Consider the following 18214-nt stretch of genomic DNA (forward strand, 5'->3'; position numbering starts at 1 on the left):
CATGCAGTTGATTGAACATTCCGACTCGCCGCGCTACATCCGCCTGCACGAGCGGGACAATGTGGTGATCGTGGTCAACGATCAGGGCGTGCCGGCCGGCACTGAATTCCCCGATGGCCTGGTCACCGTGGATTTTGTGCCGCAGAGCCACAAGGTCACGCTCGAGGACATTCCCGAGGGCGGCCAGGTGATTCGTTACGGCCAGACGATCGGCTACGCGTTGCAGCCGATTTCTCGCGGCAGCTGGGTCAAGGAAGATCAACTGCGCATGCCGACCGCGCCACCGCTGGACAGCTTGCCGCTGTCCACCGAGGTGCCGGCCGCGCAGGCACCGCTGGAAGGCTTCACCTTCGAGGGTTATCGCAACGCCGACGGCACCGTCGGCACGCGCAACATTCTCGGCATCACCACCACCGTGCAGTGCGTTACCGGCGTGCTGGATCATGCGGTGAAGCGCATCAAGGACGAGTTGCTGCCCAAGTACCCTAACGTCGACGACGTGGTGGCGCTGACCCACAGTTACGGCTGCGGCGTGGCGATCACCGCCACCGACGCGTACATCCCGATTCGCACTGTGCGCAACTTGGCGCGCAATCCGAACCTGGGTGGTGAAGCGCTGGTGATCAGCCTGGGCTGCGAGAAATTGCAGGCCGGGCAGGTGATGCACGAGAACGACAGTTCGGTCGATCTCAGCGAGCCGTGGTTATACCGTTTGCAAGATTCCAGTCACGGTTTTACCGAGATGATCGAGCAGATCATGGCGCTGGCCGAGACTCGTTTGAAGAAGCTCGACCTGCGTCGTCGGGAAACCGTGCCGGCGTCCGAGCTGATCCTTGGTATGCAGTGCGGCGGCAGCGATGCGTTCTCTGGCATCACCGCCAACCCGGCGCTCGGTTATGCCTCGGACCTGTTGCTGCGGGCCGGTGCGACAGTGATGTTTTCCGAAGTCACCGAAGTGCGCGACGCGATTTACCTGCTGACGTCCCGCGCCGAAACCGAGGATGTCGCTCAGGAACTGGTGCGGGAAATGGACTGGTACGACCGTTACCTGGCCAAGGGCGAAGCGGATCGCAGTGCCAACACCACGCCGGGGAACAAGAAGGGCGGGTTGTCGAACATTGTCGAGAAGTCCCTGGGCTCAATCGTCAAATCCGGCAGCAGCGCGATCAACGGGGTGCTTGGCCCTGGCGAGCGCTTCAAGCGCAAAGGTCTGATTTTCTGCGCGACCCCGGCCAGTGATTTTGTCTGCGGAACGTTGCAGTTGGCGGCGGGGATGAACCTGCATGTGTTCACCACCGGGCGGGGTACGCCTTATGGGTTGGCGATGGCACCGGTGGTGAAGGTGTCGACCCGCACAGAACTGGCGCAGCGCTGGCCGGACCTGATTGACATCGATGCCGGGCGGATTGCCACCGGGCGGGCGTCGATTGAGGAGCTTGGCTGGGAGTTGTTCCACTACTACCTGGACGTGGCCAGCGGCAAGAAACAGACGTGGGCGGAGCAGCATAAGCTGCATAACGACATTACCTTGTTCAACCCTGCGCCTATTACCTGAGACCGAGTCGCCTGCTTCGCGAGCAAGCCCGCTCCCACAGTGGATTTTCGCCGTGCACAAATTTTGTGTTCGACATTGATCAAATGTGGGAGCGGGCTTGCTCGCGAAGGCGTTCTACCAGACGCCAACGTCCCCAGTGGCTTATCATTAGCCCCCTAACGACGCCCACCCAAGGTTCTCCCGGCATGCTGGCTATTTTCCTCGAAACCCTGAACATCACCGCGCCGGTGTTTGCCATGCTGTTTCTGGGGGCGCTGCTCAAGCGCATCGACTGGATCAACGACAATTTCATTCATACCGCGTCGGCCCTGGTGTTCAACGTCACCATGCCGGCGTTGCTGTTTCTGGGCATCTTGCATGCCGACCTGCACGCGGCGTTGCAACCGGCGTTGCTGATCTATTTCTCGGTCGCGACGCTGCTGTGTTTTGCGATTGCCTGGGGCTGGGCGATCTGGAAATGCCCGCGGGAAGACCGGGGCATTTACACCCAAGGCGCGTTTCGCGGTAACAACGGCGTTATCGGCCTGGCACTGGCGGCGAGCATGTACGGCGACTACGGGATTTCCCTCGGGGCGATTCTCGCGGCGCTGGTGATCCTGTTCTACAACACGCTTTCGACCATCGTGCTGGCGGTCTACAGCCCGGTGATCAAGTCTGACCCGTGGAGTATCTGCAAAAGCGTGATGGTCAACCCGTTGATCATCAGCGTGTTTGCGGCGGCGCCATTTGCCTATTTCGAAATCGGTTTGCCGGGGTGGCTGGAAAAGTCCGGCCAGTACCTGGCACAAACCACTTTGCCGTTGGCGTTGATCTGCATCGGTGGCACGTTGTCGCTGGCGGCGATGCGCAAAAGCGGCACGATGGCGCTGAGTTCAAGCCTGGTGAAGATGATCGGTCTGCCGGTGCTGGCGACGCTTGGTGCCTGGCTCTGGGGTTTTCGCGGGGCGGAGTTGGGGATTCTGTTTCTTTACTTCGGCAGCCCGACCGCTGCGGCCAGTTTCGTCATGGCTCGGCAGGCCAATGGCAATCATGAACTGGCGGCGGCGATCATCGTGATTACCACGCTGATGGCGGCGGTCACCACCAACGTCGGGATCTTTTTGTTGCAGTGGGGTGGGTGGATTTAGCTTCAGGATTTGTGGTGTTTTTTAGATCCATTCGCGAGCAAGTCGAATCGTCGCACCGCCGCTCCCACAGGGGAATGCATTCCAAATGTGGGAGCGGGCTTGCTCGCGAAGACGACTGAACAGCCACCAGAAATGTCAGCGACTTACTCAGGCTTCTGGTAGCTATCAATCACTTCCTGCGCCGCCCGAAACGCATCGATCGCCGCCGGCACGCCGGCATACACCGCGCAATGCAGCAGCGCCTCGCGAATTTCTTCCACGGTGCAGCCGTTGTTCAGCGCGCCGCGCACGTGACCTTTCAATTCTTGCGGGCACTTCAATGCGGTCAGCGCGGCGAGGGTGATCAGGCTGCGGGTTTTCAGTGGCAGACCTTCACGGTTCCACACACCGCCCCAAGCGTGTTCATTGACGAAGTCCTGCAGCGGCTGAGTGAACTCGGTGGCGTTGCCCAAGGCGCGGTCGACGAAGACGTCGCCCATCACTTGGCGGCGGACTTCAACCCCAGGCTTTTTATCAGTGCTCACGGCAATTCCCTCTTGTGGTGTTGGCGACGCCAGGCGCGCAGCGACGTGAACAGCAAAAACGCCCCCAGCGCCGGCAGGACGAAAAACAGCATCAGGTGTTCAAGCTTGCCGGCCAGTGGCATTCCAGTGGTGAACGACACCACGTGCAGCCCATAGGCCAGGTACAAACCCAAGAACAGCAGGCCTTCGGCGCGCGTCACCCGGTAGCCGGAATAGAACACCGGCAGGCACAGCACCGCGACACCGAGCATCACCGGCAGGTCGAAATCCAGGGCGTTGGGCGAGACCGACAGCGGCGACGGCGCGATCAATGCCGTGAGCCCGAGCACGCCCAAAAGGTTGAGCAGGTTGCTGCCGATCACGTTGCCCACCGCGATGTCCCGCTGACCGCGCAACGCGGCGATCAACGAAGTGGCCAGCTCCGGCAGGGAGGTGCTGACGGCGACGATGGTCAGGCCGATGATCCGCTCCGATAACCCCAGGTCGGTCGCGACCGCCACTGCGGCGCCGAGCAGCAAGTGCCCGGCGAACACCAGCATCGCCAGCCCGGCGACGATCATCAGCAAGCTGCTGAACCATGGTGCCTGCGGTGCGTCATGAGCGCTCGATGACGGACGGGCCGAGTGCCGCGACTGGCGCAGCAGCAAGCCCAGATACAGCACCAGCGCGCCTAACAGAATAATGCCGTCTGTGCGGTTCAGTTCTTCATTCCAAGCCAGTACGAACACCAGCAGGCTGGCGCCGATCATCAGCGGAATATCCAGGCGCACCAATTGCCGCGAAACCCGCAGCGGAATAATCAGCGCCGAGAGCCCGAGGGTGACGAGGATGTTGAAGATGCTGCTGCCGATCACGCTGCCGACGGCGATGTCGGCGTTTTGCGCCAGGGTGGCTTGCAGGCTGACCGCCATCTGCGGTGCGCTGCTGCCGAGGGCCACGATGGTCAGGCCGATGATCAGCGGCCGCACATGCAGTCGCGCGGCCAGGCGCACAGCGGCGCGCACCATCAGTTCGGCACCGGCGATCAGTAAAAACAGACCGCTGAACAATTCAATCACGCTGATCAGGGGTAAATCGGCAAGTCCGAAAATAGTCAGCGCTCCGTCTATCAGTCGTCGAGGGCTTGCACGCGAACTTTCGCGGTGCCACTGCGCAGCATGCCCAACTGTTCGGCCGCTTCGCGTGACACGTCGATCAGGCGCCCACGAGAGTATGGCCCGCGGTCGTTGACGCGCACCACGCAGGACCTGTCATTATTCAGGTTGGTAATCTTCACTCGGGTGCCGAACGGCAACTGGCGATGGGCGGCGGTCAGGCCGTGCTGGTTGAAACGCTCGCCACTGGCGGTGCGTTTGCCATGGTGTTTGGCGCCGTAATACGAAGCTACGCCGGTCTTGTCGTAGCCGTGTGGATCAACAATATCCGTGCTGGCGCAACCGGCCAGCAGAGAGAGCAGGGCGCAGGCACTGAGCAGACGCTTCATAAAAGGTATCCCGGAAACAAATGTGGGAGCGGGCTTGCTCGCGAATGCATTCTGACAGTCAACCTTGTGTTGAGTGCCGGACCGCGTTCGCGAGCAAGCCCGCTCCCACAAGGGAATGGAGCCAGGCTTAAGATCTGGCTCCATTCCGGTCAGCCTTCGAGCTTGCTTTTAAGCAGTTCGTTGACCTGTTGCGGGTTGGCCTTGCCTTTGGAGGCTTTCATGGCCTGGCCGACGAAGAAGCCGAACATCTTGCCGCGTTTGGCTTCGTCTGCCGCGCGGTATTGTTCGACCTGCTCGGCGTTGGCCGCGAGCATTTCGTCCAGCACCGCCGAGATTGCGCCGGTGTCGGTCACTTGCTTGAGGCCGCGCTTGTCGATGATCTCGTCTGCGCTGCCTTCGCCGTTGGCCATCGCTTCAAACACCACTTTGGCAATCTTGCCGGAGATGGTGTTGTCCTTGATGCGCAGCAGCATGCCGCCCAGTTGCTCGGCCGAGACCGGCGACTGGTCGATGTCCAGGCCTTGTTTGTTCAACAGGCTGCCCAGTTCAACCATCACCCAGTTGGCCGCCAGTTTGGCGTCGCCGCCGATGCTCGCAACTTTCTCGAAGTAATCGGCTTGCTCGCGGCTGGTGGCCAGGACGCTGGCGTCGTAGACCGACAGACCAAACTGTTCCTGGAAGCGCTCGCGTTTCTGCGGTGGCAGTTCCGGCAGGGTGGCGCGCACGTCGTTGAGGAACGAGTCTTCGATGACCACCGGCAGCAGGTCCGGGTCGGGGAAGTAACGGTAGTCGTTGGCTTCCTCTTTGCTGCGCATCGGACGGGTTTCGTCTTTGTTCGGATCGTACAGACGGGTCTGCTGGATCACCTTGCCGCCGTCTTCGATCAACTCGATCTGACGTTGGACTTCGGTATTGATCGCCTTCTCGATGAAGCGGAACGAGTTGACGTTCTTGATCTCGCAGCGGGTGCCGAATTCAGCCTGGCCTTTCGGACGGATCGACACGTTGCAGTCGCAACGCAGCGAGCCTTCGGCCATGTTGCCGTCGCAGATGCCCAGGTAACGCACCAGCGCGTGGACAGCCTTGACGTAAGCCACGGCTTCCTTGGCGCTGCGCATGTCCGGCTCGGAAACGATTTCCAGCAACGGCGTGCCGGCGCGGTTCAGGTCGATGCCGGTGGCACCGTTGAACTCTTCGTGCAGGCTTTTACCGGCGTCTTCTTCCAGGTGCGCGCGGGTAATGCCGACGCGTTTGACTGTGCCGTCTTCCAGAGCGATGTCCAGATGGCCCTTGCCGACGATCGGCAATTCCATCTGGCTGATCTGGTAGCCCTTGGGCAAGTCCGGGTAGAAATAGTTTTTACGGGCGAACACGTTGTGCTGACCGATCTCGGCATCGATGGCCAGGCCGAACATCACCGCCATGCGCACCGCTTCCTGGTTCAGCACCGGTAGTACGCCGGGCATGCCGAGGTCTACCAGGCTGGCTTGGGTGTTCGGCTCGGAACCGAAGGTGGTGGAACTACCGGAAAAGATTTTCGACCGGGTGGTGAGCTGGGTATGAATCTCCAGCCCGATCACGACTTCCCATTGCATGTGTTTCTCCTCAGAAGCCGGTTGGGGTGCGGGTGTGCCAGTCAGTGTTCTGCTGATACTGATGGGCAACGTTCAACAGGCGGCCTTCCTGGAAATACGGGGCGAGCAATTGCACGCCGACCGGCAGGCCATCGACAAAACCTGCAGGCATGGACAAGCCCGGCAGACCGGCGAGGTTGGCGGTGATGGTGTAGACGTCTTCCAGGTACGCAGCGACCGGGTCGCTGTTCTTGGCGCCGAGCTTCCAGGCCGGGTTCGGCGTGGTTGGGCCGAGGATGATGTCGACCTCATTAAAGGCGGCCATGAAGTCGTTCTTGATCAGACGACGAATCTTCTGCGCCTTCAAATAGTAGGCGTCGTAGTAACCGGCCGACAACGCGTAGGCGCCGACCATGATCCGGCGCTGCACTTCCGGGCCGAAACCTTCGCCACGGGAACGCTTGTACAGGTCTTCCAGATTTTTCGGGTCTTCGCAGCGATAGCCGAAACGCACGCCGTCGAAACGCGACAGGTTGGAAGACGCTTCCGCCGGGGCGATCACGTAATACGCAGGGATTGCGTGCTGCATGTTCGGCAGGCTGATTTCCTTGACCACGGCGCCGAGCTTTTTCAGCTCTTCAACGCTTGCCATGACCAGGTCGGCGATGCGCGGGTCGAGACCGGCGCTGAAGTATTCCTTCGGCACGCCAATGCGCAGGCCTTGCAGCGAACCGTTGAGGCCGGCGCTGTAATCAGGCACGGGCTCGTCGATGCTGGTGGAGTCCTGCGGGTCGAAACCGGCCATGCCTTGCAGCAGGATCGCGCAGTCTTCGGCGGTGCGGGCCAATGGGCCGCCCTGATCGAGGCTGGACGCGTAAGCGATCATGCCCCAGCGCGAAACGCGACCGTATGTCGGTTTCAGGCCGGTGAGGTTAGTCAGCGCGGCGGGTTGACGAATCGAACCTCCAGTATCGGTGCCCGTCGCCGCTGGCAACAGACGAGCGGCAACCGCAGCAGCCGAACCGCCAGACGAGCCGCCCGGAACGTGTTCCAGGTTCCACGGGTTTTTCACCGCGCCGTAGTAGCTCGACTCGTTGGCCGACCCCATGGCGAATTCGTCCATGTTGGTCTTGCCCAAGGTCACGGCCCCGGCAGCAGCCAGTTTGGCGACCACGGTGGCGTCGTACGGTGCTTTGAAGTTGTCGAGCATCTTCGAGCCGCAGCTGGTGCGGATGCCTTGGGTGCAGAACAAGTCTTTGTGCGCGATCGGCGCGCCGAGCAGGGCGCCGCTCTCACCGTTGGCCCGACGAGCGTCAGCGGCTTTCGCCTGCTGGAGCGCCAGGTCTTCGGTGAGGCTGATGAAACTGTTGAGCTGCGGGTCGAGCTGGGCGATACGCGCCAGCAGGACTTTGGTCAGCTCTTCGGAAGAAAACTTTTTATCGGCGAGTCCGCGGGCGATCTCGGCCAGAGTCAATTGATGCATTGCAGGCTCTTTCCCTTTAGTCGATGACTTTCGGAACCAGATACAGGCCGTTTTCGACCGCTGGTGCGATGGACTGATAGGCCTCGCGATGATTGGTTTCGGTCACGACGTCTGCACGCAGACGCTGGCTCGCTTCCAATGGGTGGGCCAGCGGCTCGATACCGTCGGTATTGACCGCTTGCATTTCGTCGACCAGCCCGAGAATGCTGTTCAGGGCCGAAGTGATGTGTGGAAGATCGGCATCATTGAGGCCAAGGCAGGCCAAATGAGCGATTTTTTCCACGTCGGAGCGTTCAAGCGCCATGGGATTCTCCAGTGGAAAACAGAACGGACGGCGTCCGTGTGTTAGATTGTCGGAACACTACCGCATTTCTACGGTCTCAAGGCCGCGATTGTGGGGCTTGGTGCATAGAAAAGCGGCCAATTTAACATATTGGCGCCTTGCCCAAAATCCCTGTCGTTGTTAGAGTTTGCCGCACTTTTTTACCCACGCGTTGCCTAGGGTCCCTTTCCCATGTTCAAGAAACTGCGTGGCATGTTTTCCAGCGATCTTTCCATTGACCTGGGCACTGCCAACACCCTTATTTACGTGCGCGAGCGCGGTATCGTCCTGAATGAGCCCTCCGTTGTGGCTATTCGGACACACGGTAACCAGAAAAGTGTCGTTGCTGTCGGCACCGAGGCCAAGCGCATGCTCGGCCGTACGCCGGGCAACATAGCTGCCATTCGTCCGATGAAGGACGGTGTGATCGCCGACTTCAGCGTCTGCGAAAAAATGCTGCAGTACTTTATCAACAAGGTTCACGAAAACAGCTTTCTGCAGCCTAGCCCTCGTGTGCTGATCTGCGTTCCATGCAAATCGACCCAGGTTGAGCGTCGTGCCATCCGTGAATCGGCCCTTGGTGCCGGTGCCCGTGAAGTATTCCTGATCGAAGAGCCGATGGCTGCTGCGATCGGTGCTGGCCTGCCGGTAGAAGAAGCTCGCGGTTCGATGGTTGTCGATATCGGTGGCGGTACCACTGAAATCGCGCTGATCTCCCTCAACGGTGTGGTCTATGCCGAATCCGTACGGGTTGGCGGCGACCGCTTCGACGAAGCGATCATCACCTACGTGCGTCGCAACTACGGCAGCCTGATCGGCGAATCCACCGCCGAGCGCATCAAGCAGGAAATCGGTACGGCCTACCCGGGCGGCGAAGTTCGTGAAGTCGACGTTCGTGGCCGTAACCTGGCCGAAGGCGTTCCACGAGCATTCACCCTGAACTCCAATGAAGTGCTGGAAGCTCTGCAAGAGTCCCTGGCCACCATCGTTCAGGCCGTGAAAAGTGCTCTGGAGCAATCGCCTCCGGAGCTGGCGTCGGATATCGCCGAACGTGGTCTGGTACTGACCGGTGGTGGCGCCTTGCTGCGCGACCTCGACAAGTTGCTGGCCCAGGAAACCGGTCTGCCGGTGATCGTCGCCGAAGACCCGTTGACCTGCGTTGCTCGTGGCGGTGGCCGTGCATTGGAAATGATGGATAAACACACCATGGATCTGCTTTCCAGCGAATAAGTCGCCGGATCGCCTCTATGCTGTTGAGCGCGCAGGCAGCACTTTGCAGTGCTGCCTGTTGGCGTTTATCTTCTGTCAGTCTGCATCCAGGCCGGTTTGATGCCGTATGAATAAAGAGAACATTTGCCTGGGAGGAGCGGCTTATTAAACCGCTTTTCACCAAAGGCCCCTCACTGGGCGTGCGCTTGTTGGTGCTGGCCGTGCTATCGGTCGCGCTGATGGTGGTCGATGCCCGCTTCACACTGCTCAAGCCAGTGCGTAGCCAAATGTCGCTGGTGCTGATGCAGTCTTACTGGATCACCGACCTGCCGCAGCGGCTATGGCAAGGTGTGGCCAGCCAATTCGGCAGCCGGACCGAACTGGTCGCCGAAAACGAAAAACTCAAAACCGAAAACCTGCTGTTGCAGGGGCGCATGCAAAAGCTGGCCGCCCTCACCGAGCAGAACGTTCGGCTGCGCGAGTTGCTCAACTCTTCCGCGCTGGTCAACGAAAAGGTCGAAGTGGCCGAGTTGATCGGCATGGACCCCAACCCCTTTACCCATCGCATCATCATCAATAAAGGTGAGCGCGACGGTGTGGTCCTCGGTCAGCCAGTGCTCGATGCCCGCGGTCTGATGGGTCAGGTGGTGGAGTTGATGCCGTACACCTCCCGCGTACTGTTGCTGACTGACACCACCCACAGCATTCCGGTGCAGGTGAACCGTAACGGTCTGCGGGCGATTGCCAGCGGCACCGGGAACCCGGAACGCCTTGAGCTGCGTCATGTGGCCGATACCGCCGACATTAAAGAAGGCGATCTGCTGGTCAGCTCCGGCCTCGGCCAGCGTTTCCCGGCGGGTTACCCGGTGGCGACGGTCAAGGAAGTAATTCACGATTCCGGTCAGCCGTTCGCCATCGTCCGTGCGGTGCCGACCGCCGCGTTGAATCGCAGCCGTTATCTGCTGTTGGTGTTCAGTGACGGTCGCACAGCCGAGGAGCGCGCCAACGAAGCCGCCCAGGCTCAGGAAGCGCTGGACCAGCACGGCGGTGGGCCGATCATTCCAGCGACCGTGCCTAAACCGGCCGTGTCGGTGATACCGGCTACTGTCGCTGCTCCGGCTGTTCCGGCGGCGGCACCTGCTGTCGCGCCTGCTGTCGCGACCCCGGCAAAACCTGCCGCTGCCCATGCTGCCAGCAAGCCACCCGCGACGGCACCGGCCGCCGCCAAACCACCGACGGCCCAGCCCGCTGCCGTGAAGCCTGCTGCCAAACCGCCTGTCTCCGCGCCGGCTACCACTGGGGGAAGAGAATAATGGGCGGTGCAACTTCCTCCCGGAACGGCTGGATGGTCTGGCTGACCTTTGCCATTGGCATGCTGCTCAGCGTTTCGCCGTTGCCGCAATTCATGGAAATCCTGCGTCCTCTGTGGCTGGCCTTGCTGTTGGCCTTCTGGGCGTTGGCCCTGCCGCAGAAAGTCGGCATGGTGACCGCCTGGTGCCTGGGGCTGGCCGAAGACGTACTGTATGGCACGTTGTTGGGCCAGAACGCGTTGATCCTCACGCTCATTACCTTCCTGGTGCTATCGCTGCAACAGCGCCTGCGCATGTTCCCGATGTGGCAACAAAGCCTGGTGATCCTGGTGATCTTCGGCCTCGCCCAACTGGTTCAGTTGTGGCTGAGCGCCCTGACCGGCAATCGTCAGCCGACCTTGGCGCTGGTGTTGCCGGCACTGGTCAGCGCGTTGCTCTGGCCATGGATCAGCTACGGTTTGCGCGGGTTGCGTCGACGCTACAAAATCAATTAATTCGGTCAGGCATGTGCCCGCACCGGTGCCCTGTCTCGCCAAAAAGGAACAGTATTTGTGAGACAGGGCGCCAAGCAGGGAGATGTCTTGATGAAGCAGCTGTACCTCGCCTCAGGCTCGCCGCGTCGGCGTGAACTGCTCACGCAGATCGGCGTGTCGTTCTCCGTCATCAGCGCGGACATCGATGAAACCCCCTTACCTGAAGAATCCCCATCGGCCTATGTCGAGCGTCTGGCGCGCGGCAAGGCTGAAGCCGGGCACGGGACGATCGTGTCCGACGCGGATTTCTGCGTGCTGGGTGCCGACACCGCCGTGGTGCTGGACGGGAAAATTCTCGGCAAGCCGGTGGACGAAGCCGACGCATGCGCCATGCTTATGCTGTTGTCAGGGCGCGAACATGAAGTGCTGACGGCGATTGCTGTGCGCGATGGCTCGCGCTGCGAGTCTTTGGTGGTGCGCAGCCTGGTGCGTTTTCGCACCATCGACCGTGACGAAGCCGCGGCCTACTGGGCCAGCGGCGAACCTCGGGACAAGGCTGGCGGTTATGGGATTCAAGGACTGGGCGCGGTGTTCGTCGCCGGGCTCAACGGCAGTTATTCGGCGGTGGTCGGATTGCCGCTGTGCGAAACCTGCGAGCTACTCGGCCATTTCGGCATACCCTGTTGGCAAACCTTTAACGCGCGTTGAGCGTCGTACTGACAAGATGCGGCCATTATCGTGAACATGCCTGAACGAGACCCTGCCATGAGTGAAGAGATCCTGATCAACATCACGCCGATGGAATCACGCGTGGCGGTGGTCGAAAACGGTGTCCTGCAAGAGGTCCACGTCGAGCGCACGCAAAAGCGCGGGATCGTCGGCAACATCTATAAAGGCAAGGTCGTGCGGGTATTGCCGGGCATGCAGGCCGCCTTCGTCGATATCGGGCTGGACCGCGCAGCATTCATTCACGCCTCGGAGATTTCCCTGCGCGAAGGCCCTGCGGTGGAGAGCATCAGCGCGCTGGTTCATGAAGGTCAGAGCCTGGTGGTACAAGTCACCAAGGACCCGATCGGCTCCAAAGGCGCACGCCTGACGACGCAACTGTCGATTCCGTCGCGCTATCTGGTGTACATGCCGCGTACCGCCCACGTCGGCATTTCCTTGAAGATCGAGGACGAAGCCGAGCGCGAACGCCTCAAGCAAGTGGTCACTGACTGCGTGGCCAAAGAAGGCATCAAGGAAGCCGGCGGTTTTATTCTGCGTACCGCTGCCGAAGGCGCCGGGGCCGATGAAATCCTCATGGACATCCGCTACCTGCGCAGGCTCTGGGACCAGATCAACGAACAGATCAAGACCATCAGCGCGCCGAGCGTGATCTACGAAGACCTCGGCCTCGCGCTGCGCACCTTGCGTGACCTGGTGAGCCCGAAGATCGAGAAGATTCGCATCGACTCCCGGGAGACCTTCCAGAAAACCACGCAGTTCGTCGCCGAACTGATGCCGGAAATCGCTGACCGTCTGGAGCATTACCCTGGCGAACGGCCGATCTTTGACCTGTACGGCGTCGAAGACGAAATCCAGAAAGCCCTGGAACGCAAGGTGCCGCTCAAGTCCGGCGGCTATCTGGTGGTCGATCCGGCGGAAGCCATGAGCACCATCGACGTCAATACCGGCGCTTTTGTCGGTCATCGCAACCTCGAAGAAACCATCTTCAAGACCAACCTCGAAGCCGCCACCGCCATTGCCCGTCAGTTGCGCCTGCGTAACCTGGGCGGGATCATCATCATCGACTTCATCGACATGGAAGATGAAGAGCATCAGCGTCAGGTGTTGCGCACCCTCGAGAAGCAACTGGAACGCGATCACGCCAAGACCAACATCATCGGCATCACCGAGTTGGGCCTGGTGCAGATGACCCGCAAGCGCACCCGCGAAAGTCTTGAGCAAGTGCTGTGCGAACCGTGCAGCAGCTGCCAGGGGCGCGGCAAACTCAAAACCCCGGAAACCGTGTGCTACGAGATCTTCCGCGAAATCCTGCGTGAGGCCCGGGCCTATCAGGCCGAAGGCTATCGGGTGCTGGCGAATCAGAAAGTGGTCGACCGTTTACTCGACGAAGAGTCGGGCAACGTCGCCGAGCTCGAAGGCTTTATCGGGCGCACCATTCGGTTTCAGGTGGAAACCATGTACTCCCAGGAACAATACGACGTGGTGTTGCTCTGAATCGTTGTGTTTCACCTCCACTAGAACGGCTGGCCTCAGCTTTTTGCGGTATTTTTGCCATGGGAGCCAACTGACATGGAGCGTCTGACCCGCATTTTGGCCGCACTGACCCGCTGGGGTCTGGGCCTGTGTGCGTTGGGTTTAGTGCTGATGGCGCTGTTCGTCAGCCTCGGCCGAGAGCTGACGCCGCTGGTGGCCGAGTACCGTGCCGACGTCGAAGACAAAGCCAGCGATGCCTTGGGCATGCCCCTGCAGATCGGAAAGCTGGAAGGCAACTGGAGCGGCCTCGCCCCGGTTCTGCTGGCTCATGACGTGATGGTCGGGGTGGGTTCCAATGCCCTGCGCCTGGATCAGGTGCGCGCGGTGCCGGACCTCTGGGCCAGCCTGCTGGCGCGCGAAGTGCGCATCGCACACCTGGAACTCAACGGCCTGAAGATCAGCCTCAAGGAAGGTGAAGACGGTCATTGGGCGCTGGAAGGTTTGCCGGTGCAGCAGGACCAGCCGCTGAACCCGGAGCAACTGCTCAATCGCATGCAGATGGTCCAGCAGCTGTCGGTACTCGACAGCCAGATCACCTTGCAGCCATTGGGAGAGTCGCCGCTGACCCTGACGTACGTCGGCCTGAATCTGAAAACCGGTCCATCCCGCCAGCGGCTCGATGCCCGTTTGACCCTGCCCGACGGCCAGCCGGTGGCGATGAGCCTGCGCACCCGTTTGCGCTCTGCCCAATGGAAGGACGGCGAAGCGGACGCTTACCTGAGCCTGCCGCAGAGTGATTGGTCAAAATGGTTGCCCGAGCGCCTGACCCAGCAATGGAATTTTTCCGAGATAAAGGCCGGTGGCGAGTTCTGGATTAACTGGAGCAAGGGCGCCGTGCAACGCGCTGCGATTCGTTTGAACGCGCCGCAACTCAAGGGCGCCTATGCCGAGCGCAAGCCGATCCAGATCAATAATCTGGCGCTGAACGGGTATTTCCAGCGCAGTTCCACAGGCGTTCTGGTGACCCTGGATTCTCTGGCGATGAGCCTGGGCGACACCCGCTGGGAATCGAAACTGCAATTTCAACAAACTGCCGCGACAGACAAGGTGCCAGAGCTCTTGCACCTGCAAGCCGACCGTCTCGATCTCACACCGTTCACTCCGTTGCTAAACGCCTTGGGCCCACTGCCCGAAGGGATCGCCACGGCGGTCGAGCGGCTCAAGGTCACCGGGGTTTTGCGCAATGTGCTGATCGATTTTCGCCCAGCCGCTACCGATGACAGCAAATTCAACTTTGCCGCCAACCTGGATAATGTCGGTTTCGATGCTTATCGCGGTGCACCGGCGGTGCGAAATGTCAGCGGCAACATCAGCGGCGACCTCGGTCAGGGCGAGCTGCGCATGGACAGCAAGGATTTCTCCCTGCACCTGGACCCGATTTTCGCCAAGCCATGGCAGTACATTCAAGCCAACGCCCGGTTGACCTGGAAACTCGACAAAGAGGGTTTCACCCTGATCGCACCGTACCTGAAGGTACTGGGCGAGGAGGGCAAGATTGCCGGCGACTTCCTGATCCGCCTGCATTTCGATCACACCCAGGAAGACTACATGGACCTGCGGGTCGGCCTGGTCGACGGCGACGGTCGCTACACCGCCAAGTACCTGCCCACAGTTCTCAGTCCGGGGCTGGACGAATGGCTGCGCACCGCGATTCTCAAAGGCGCGGTGGATGAAGGCTTCTTCCAGTACCAGGGTTCGCTGAACCACGGCGCCGCCGAAACGGCTCGCAGCATCAGCCTGTTCTTCAAGGTCCACGATGCCGAGCTGGCGTTTCAGCCAGGCTGGCCGCATGTCAGCAAGGTCAGTGGCGATGTGTTCATCGAAGACAGCGGTGTGCGGATCCTCGCCAGCAAGGGCCAATTGCTCGACACCCAGGTCAGCGACGTCTACGTCAATATTCCCCGTGTACCTGCCGGGCAGAGCACTCATCTGTTCCTCGACGGCGCGTTCGCTGGCGGGTTGGGCGATGGCCTGAAGATTCTGCAGGAAGCGCCGATCGGCACCGCCGACACCTTCGCCGGTTGGGAAGGTGAGGGCGATCTGCAAGGCAAGCTCAAACTCGATATCCCGCTGGTCAAAGGCGAGCAGCCGAAAATCCTCGTCGACTTCAAGACCGCCAAGGCCCGTTTGAAGCTCAGTGAGCCCACTCTGGAACTGACACAACTCAAGGGCGATTTCCGTTTCGACAGCACCAAGGGGCTGAGCGGGCAAAAGATCACGGCGCGAGCCTTCGACAAGCCGGTGACCGCACAGATCTTCGCTGAAGGCAGCCCGGGCAAGCTCAACACTCGGGTTGCCGCATCGGGTGAGGTCGAGGTCAAGAAACTCACCGATTGGCTGAATGTCACTCAGCCATTGCCAGTGACGGGGATGATTCCTTATCAGTTGCAGCTGAACCTTGATGGCGCCGACAGCCAATTGATGGTCAGCTCCAACCTCAAAGGCGTGGCGGTGGATTTGCCGGCACCGTTCGGCATGGCGGCCGATGTCGGGCGCGATACCGTGTTCCGCATGACCCTGCAGGGACCGGAGCGGCGTTACTGGGCCACCTATGGTGAACTGGCGAGCTTCACGTTTGCGGCACCGACCGGCAATTTCGCCGACGGTCGCGGCGAGTTGTTTCTCGGTGGCGGCAGTGCTGTGTTGCCCGGCGCCAAAGGCTTGCGCGTGCGTGGTGTACTGTCCGAGCTGGATGTTGCTCCTTGGCAGGATTTGGTGAACAAGTATGCCGGTCAGGATCCAGGTGGCAGTGCCAAACAGTTGCTCAGTGGCGCGGATTTGAAGGTTGGAAAACTCACTGGTTTCGGCACCACCCTCGATCAGGCGTCGGTGCAGTTGACGCGTAAACCGACCGCGTGGGCCTTGCAGCTAGACAGCGAGCAGGCCAAGGGCAGCGTGGGAATTCCCGATGCGAAAGCCGCACCGATTGCGGTCAATCTGCAATACGTACGTTTGCCGGCACGAGACCCTACGGCGCTGGCTGACGAGAATTCGCCGGATCCGCTGGCCACGGTGGACCCGACGAAGATCCCGGCGCTGGATGTCACCATCAATCAGCTGTTCCAGGGGCCGGATCTGGTGGGCGCATGGCACCTGAAAGTTCGGCCGACCGCCAAGGGCGTCGCCTTCAATGCTCTTGATCTGGGCCTCAAGGGCATCCTCTTGCGGGGTAGCGGTGGATGGGAAGGCGTTCCGGGTAATTCCAGCAGTTGGTACAAAGGCCGAGTCAGTGGCAGGAACCTTGCCGACGTGCTCAAGGGCTGGGGTTTTGCGCCGAGCGTCACCAGTGAAGAATTTCATATGGATGTCGATGGTCGTTGGCCTGGGTCACCCGCGTGGCTGGCCACCAAACGCTTCTCCGGCAGCCTTGATGCGTCCCTGAATAAAGGTCAGTTTGTTGAAGTCGAGGGCAGCGCTCAGGCGCTGAGGGTATTTGGCCTGCTCAACTTCAATTCCATCGGCCGACGCTTGCGCCTGGACTTTTCCGACCTGTTCGGCAAAGGCTTGAGCTATGACCGGGTCAAAGGCCTGCTGGTCGCCAGTAACGGGGTCTACGTGACCCGTGAACCGATTCTGCTGACCGGTCCGTCGAGCAATGTGGAGCTCAACGGCACACTGGACCTGGTGGGTGATCAGGTCGATGCCAAGTTGTTGGTGACTTTACCGGTGACCAACAACCTGCCGATTGCCGCGCTGATCGTCGGTGCACCGGCCGTCGGCGGGGCGCTGTTCCTGATCGATAAGCTGATCGGTGACCGCGTGGCGCGTTTTGCCAGCGTCAAATACACCGTCAAAGGCCCATGGAAAGAACCGAAAATCACCTTCGACAAGCCTTTTTGAATTCTTTTGAAAAAGCACTCTTTGGGCCTATGGAGTAGCATGTTTTCATGCGACGCCGCTTACCCCTGTAGGAGCTGCCGCAGGCTGCGATCTTTTGACTTTAAAAATCAAGGTCAAGAGATCGCAGCCTCGTTTCACTCCGCAGTTCCTACAGGTATGCGTAGATTTCACATAGGGAATAGGCCATGTCTGTAGCGGTGATTCAAATGGTCAGCCAGAGCGACGTGCTGGCCAATCTGGCCCAGGCCCGTCGTCTGCTTGAGCAGGCGGCGACCGGTGGCGCGCGGCTTGCCGTGCTGCCGGAAAACTTCGCTGCCATGGGCCGTCGTGACATTGCCGACATCGGCCGCGCCGAAGCCTTGGGCGAAGGCCCGATCCTGCCATGGTTGAAACAGACCGCCCGTGACCTCAAGTTATGGATAGTGGCCGGCACATTGCCGTTGCCGCCGGTAGATCAACCGACGGCCAAAGTGCATGCGTGCTCGTTGCTGGTCGATGATCAGGGCGAAACCGTTGCACGGTATGACAAGCTGCACCTGTTCGACGTAGACGTGGCGGACAATCGCGGGCGTTATCGCGAATCCGATGACTATGCTTATGGCAGTGGCGTGGTGGTTGCCGACACGCCCGTCGGTCGAGTCGGTCTGACCGTCTGTTACGACTTAAGATTTCCGGAGCTTTACAGTGAATTGCGTGCGGCCGGCGCGGAGTTGATTACCGCGCCATCGGCCTTTACCGCGGTGACCGGCGCGGCCCATTGGGACGTGCTGATTCGTGCGCGGGCCATCGAGACTCAGTGTTACATGCTCGCGGCCGCCCAGGGTGGGACGCATCCGGGGCCACGAGAAACCTTTGGTCACGCCGCCATCGTCGACCCATGGGGGCGTGTGCTGGCACAACAAGATCAGGGCGAGGCCGTGCTGCTGGCCCAACGCGACAGCAGCGAACAGGCGTCCATCAGGGCGCGGATGCCGGTGTCCACTCACCGGCGCTTTTTCTCGCAGGGCGCCCAGCGACCTGCATCAGAACGACGAATTTAAGGCGTAAAGCAT

At 60.6% G+C, this 18214-nt stretch carries 15 protein-coding genes; 9 read left to right on the forward strand and 6 right to left on the reverse strand.

The window, feature by feature from the left end; genetic code table 11:
• Window position 1: 1 nt before the first annotated feature.
• Window positions 2-1555: a galactarate dehydratase gene (garD, locus tag AB7M29_RS07515; protein ID WP_217857633.1), complete on the forward strand. Its 1554-nt coding sequence runs from the start codon at window positions 2-4 to the stop codon at window positions 1553-1555.
• A gap of 185 nt (window positions 1556-1740) precedes the next feature.
• Window positions 1741-2682, forward strand: coding sequence for an AEC family transporter (locus AB7M29_RS07520; protein ID WP_217857634.1), 942 nt, complete (start codon window positions 1741-1743; stop codon window positions 2680-2682).
• A gap of 143 nt (window positions 2683-2825) precedes the next feature.
• Here AB7M29_RS07520 and AB7M29_RS07525 read toward each other — a convergent pair whose 3' ends face one another.
• From AB7M29_RS07525 to gatC, 6 genes are all read right to left on the reverse strand, one after another.
• Window positions 2826-3161, reverse strand: a complete 336-nt coding sequence (locus AB7M29_RS07525) for a carboxymuconolactone decarboxylase family protein (RefSeq protein ID WP_225923234.1) — start codon at window positions 3159-3161, stop codon at window positions 2826-2828.
• Between the two features lie 41 nt (window positions 3162-3202).
• Complete coding sequence (locus AB7M29_RS07530; protein WP_052965592.1) at window positions 3203-4264, reverse strand: calcium/sodium antiporter; 1062 nt, start codon at window positions 4262-4264, stop codon at window positions 3203-3205.
• 50 nt (window positions 4265-4314) lie between these two features.
• Window positions 4315-4689 carry a septal ring lytic transglycosylase RlpA family protein gene (locus AB7M29_RS07535; protein ID WP_038978953.1) on the reverse strand — a complete coding sequence of 125 codons (375 nt, stop codon included), beginning with the start codon at window positions 4687-4689 and terminating at the stop codon, window positions 4315-4317.
• Window positions 4690-4838: 149 nt separating this feature from the next.
• Window positions 4839-6284: an Asp-tRNA(Asn)/Glu-tRNA(Gln) amidotransferase subunit GatB gene (gatB, locus tag AB7M29_RS07540; RefSeq protein WP_217857637.1), complete on the reverse strand. Its 1446-nt coding sequence runs from the start codon at window positions 6282-6284 to the stop codon at window positions 4839-4841.
• 10 nt (window positions 6285-6294) lie between these two features.
• Window positions 6295-7746, reverse strand: coding sequence for an Asp-tRNA(Asn)/Glu-tRNA(Gln) amidotransferase subunit GatA (gatA, locus tag AB7M29_RS07545; RefSeq protein ID WP_007901427.1), 1452 nt, complete (start codon window positions 7744-7746; stop codon window positions 6295-6297).
• A 16-nt stretch (window positions 7747-7762) separates the two neighbouring features.
• Window positions 7763-8050, reverse strand: a complete 288-nt coding sequence (gene gatC, locus AB7M29_RS07550) for an Asp-tRNA(Asn)/Glu-tRNA(Gln) amidotransferase subunit GatC (protein WP_007901429.1) — start codon at window positions 8048-8050, stop codon at window positions 7763-7765.
• Window positions 8051-8260: 210 nt separating this feature from the next.
• Between gatC and mreB the strand changes: the two genes are divergently transcribed.
• The 7 genes from mreB to AB7M29_RS07585 all read left to right on the forward strand — a co-directional run bounded on the left by mreB (window position 8261) and on the right by AB7M29_RS07585 (window position 18202).
• Window positions 8261-9298, forward strand: a complete 1038-nt coding sequence (gene mreB / locus AB7M29_RS07555) for a rod shape-determining protein MreB (protein ID WP_002555108.1) — start codon at window positions 8261-8263, stop codon at window positions 9296-9298.
• Between the two features lie 143 nt (window positions 9299-9441).
• A complete protein-coding gene (gene mreC, locus AB7M29_RS07560; RefSeq protein WP_217857719.1) occupies window positions 9442-10590 on the forward strand; it encodes a rod shape-determining protein MreC in 1149 nt (382 codons plus the stop codon).
• The gene (gene mreD / locus AB7M29_RS07565; protein WP_038978956.1) at window positions 10590-11081 is read left to right on the forward strand and encodes a rod shape-determining protein MreD; all 492 of its coding nucleotides are present in this window, start codon (window positions 10590-10592) and stop codon (window positions 11079-11081) included. Before mreC ends, mreD begins: the two co-directional genes overlap by 1 nt.
• Window positions 11082-11171: 90 nt before the next feature.
• Entirely contained in the window at window positions 11172-11768 is a 597-nt protein-coding gene (locus AB7M29_RS07570; protein WP_217857638.1) for a Maf family protein, read from the forward strand.
• Window positions 11769-11825: 57 nt separating this feature from the next.
• Window positions 11826-13283: a ribonuclease G gene (gene rng, locus AB7M29_RS07575; protein WP_008008603.1), complete on the forward strand. Its 1458-nt coding sequence runs from the start codon at window positions 11826-11828 to the stop codon at window positions 13281-13283.
• A gap of 75 nt (window positions 13284-13358) precedes the next feature.
• Window positions 13359-17162: a YhdP family protein gene (locus AB7M29_RS07580; protein ID WP_454246628.1), complete on the forward strand. Its 3804-nt coding sequence runs from the start codon at window positions 13359-13361 to the stop codon at window positions 17160-17162.
• Window positions 17163-17347: 185 nt separating this feature from the next.
• The gene (locus tag AB7M29_RS07585; RefSeq protein ID WP_123721266.1) at window positions 17348-18202 is read left to right on the forward strand and encodes a carbon-nitrogen hydrolase family protein; all 855 of its coding nucleotides are present in this window, start codon (window positions 17348-17350) and stop codon (window positions 18200-18202) included.
• Window positions 18203-18214: the final 12 nt, after the last annotated feature.

This window comes from Pseudomonas sp. F-14 TE3623, assembly GCF_053629015.1.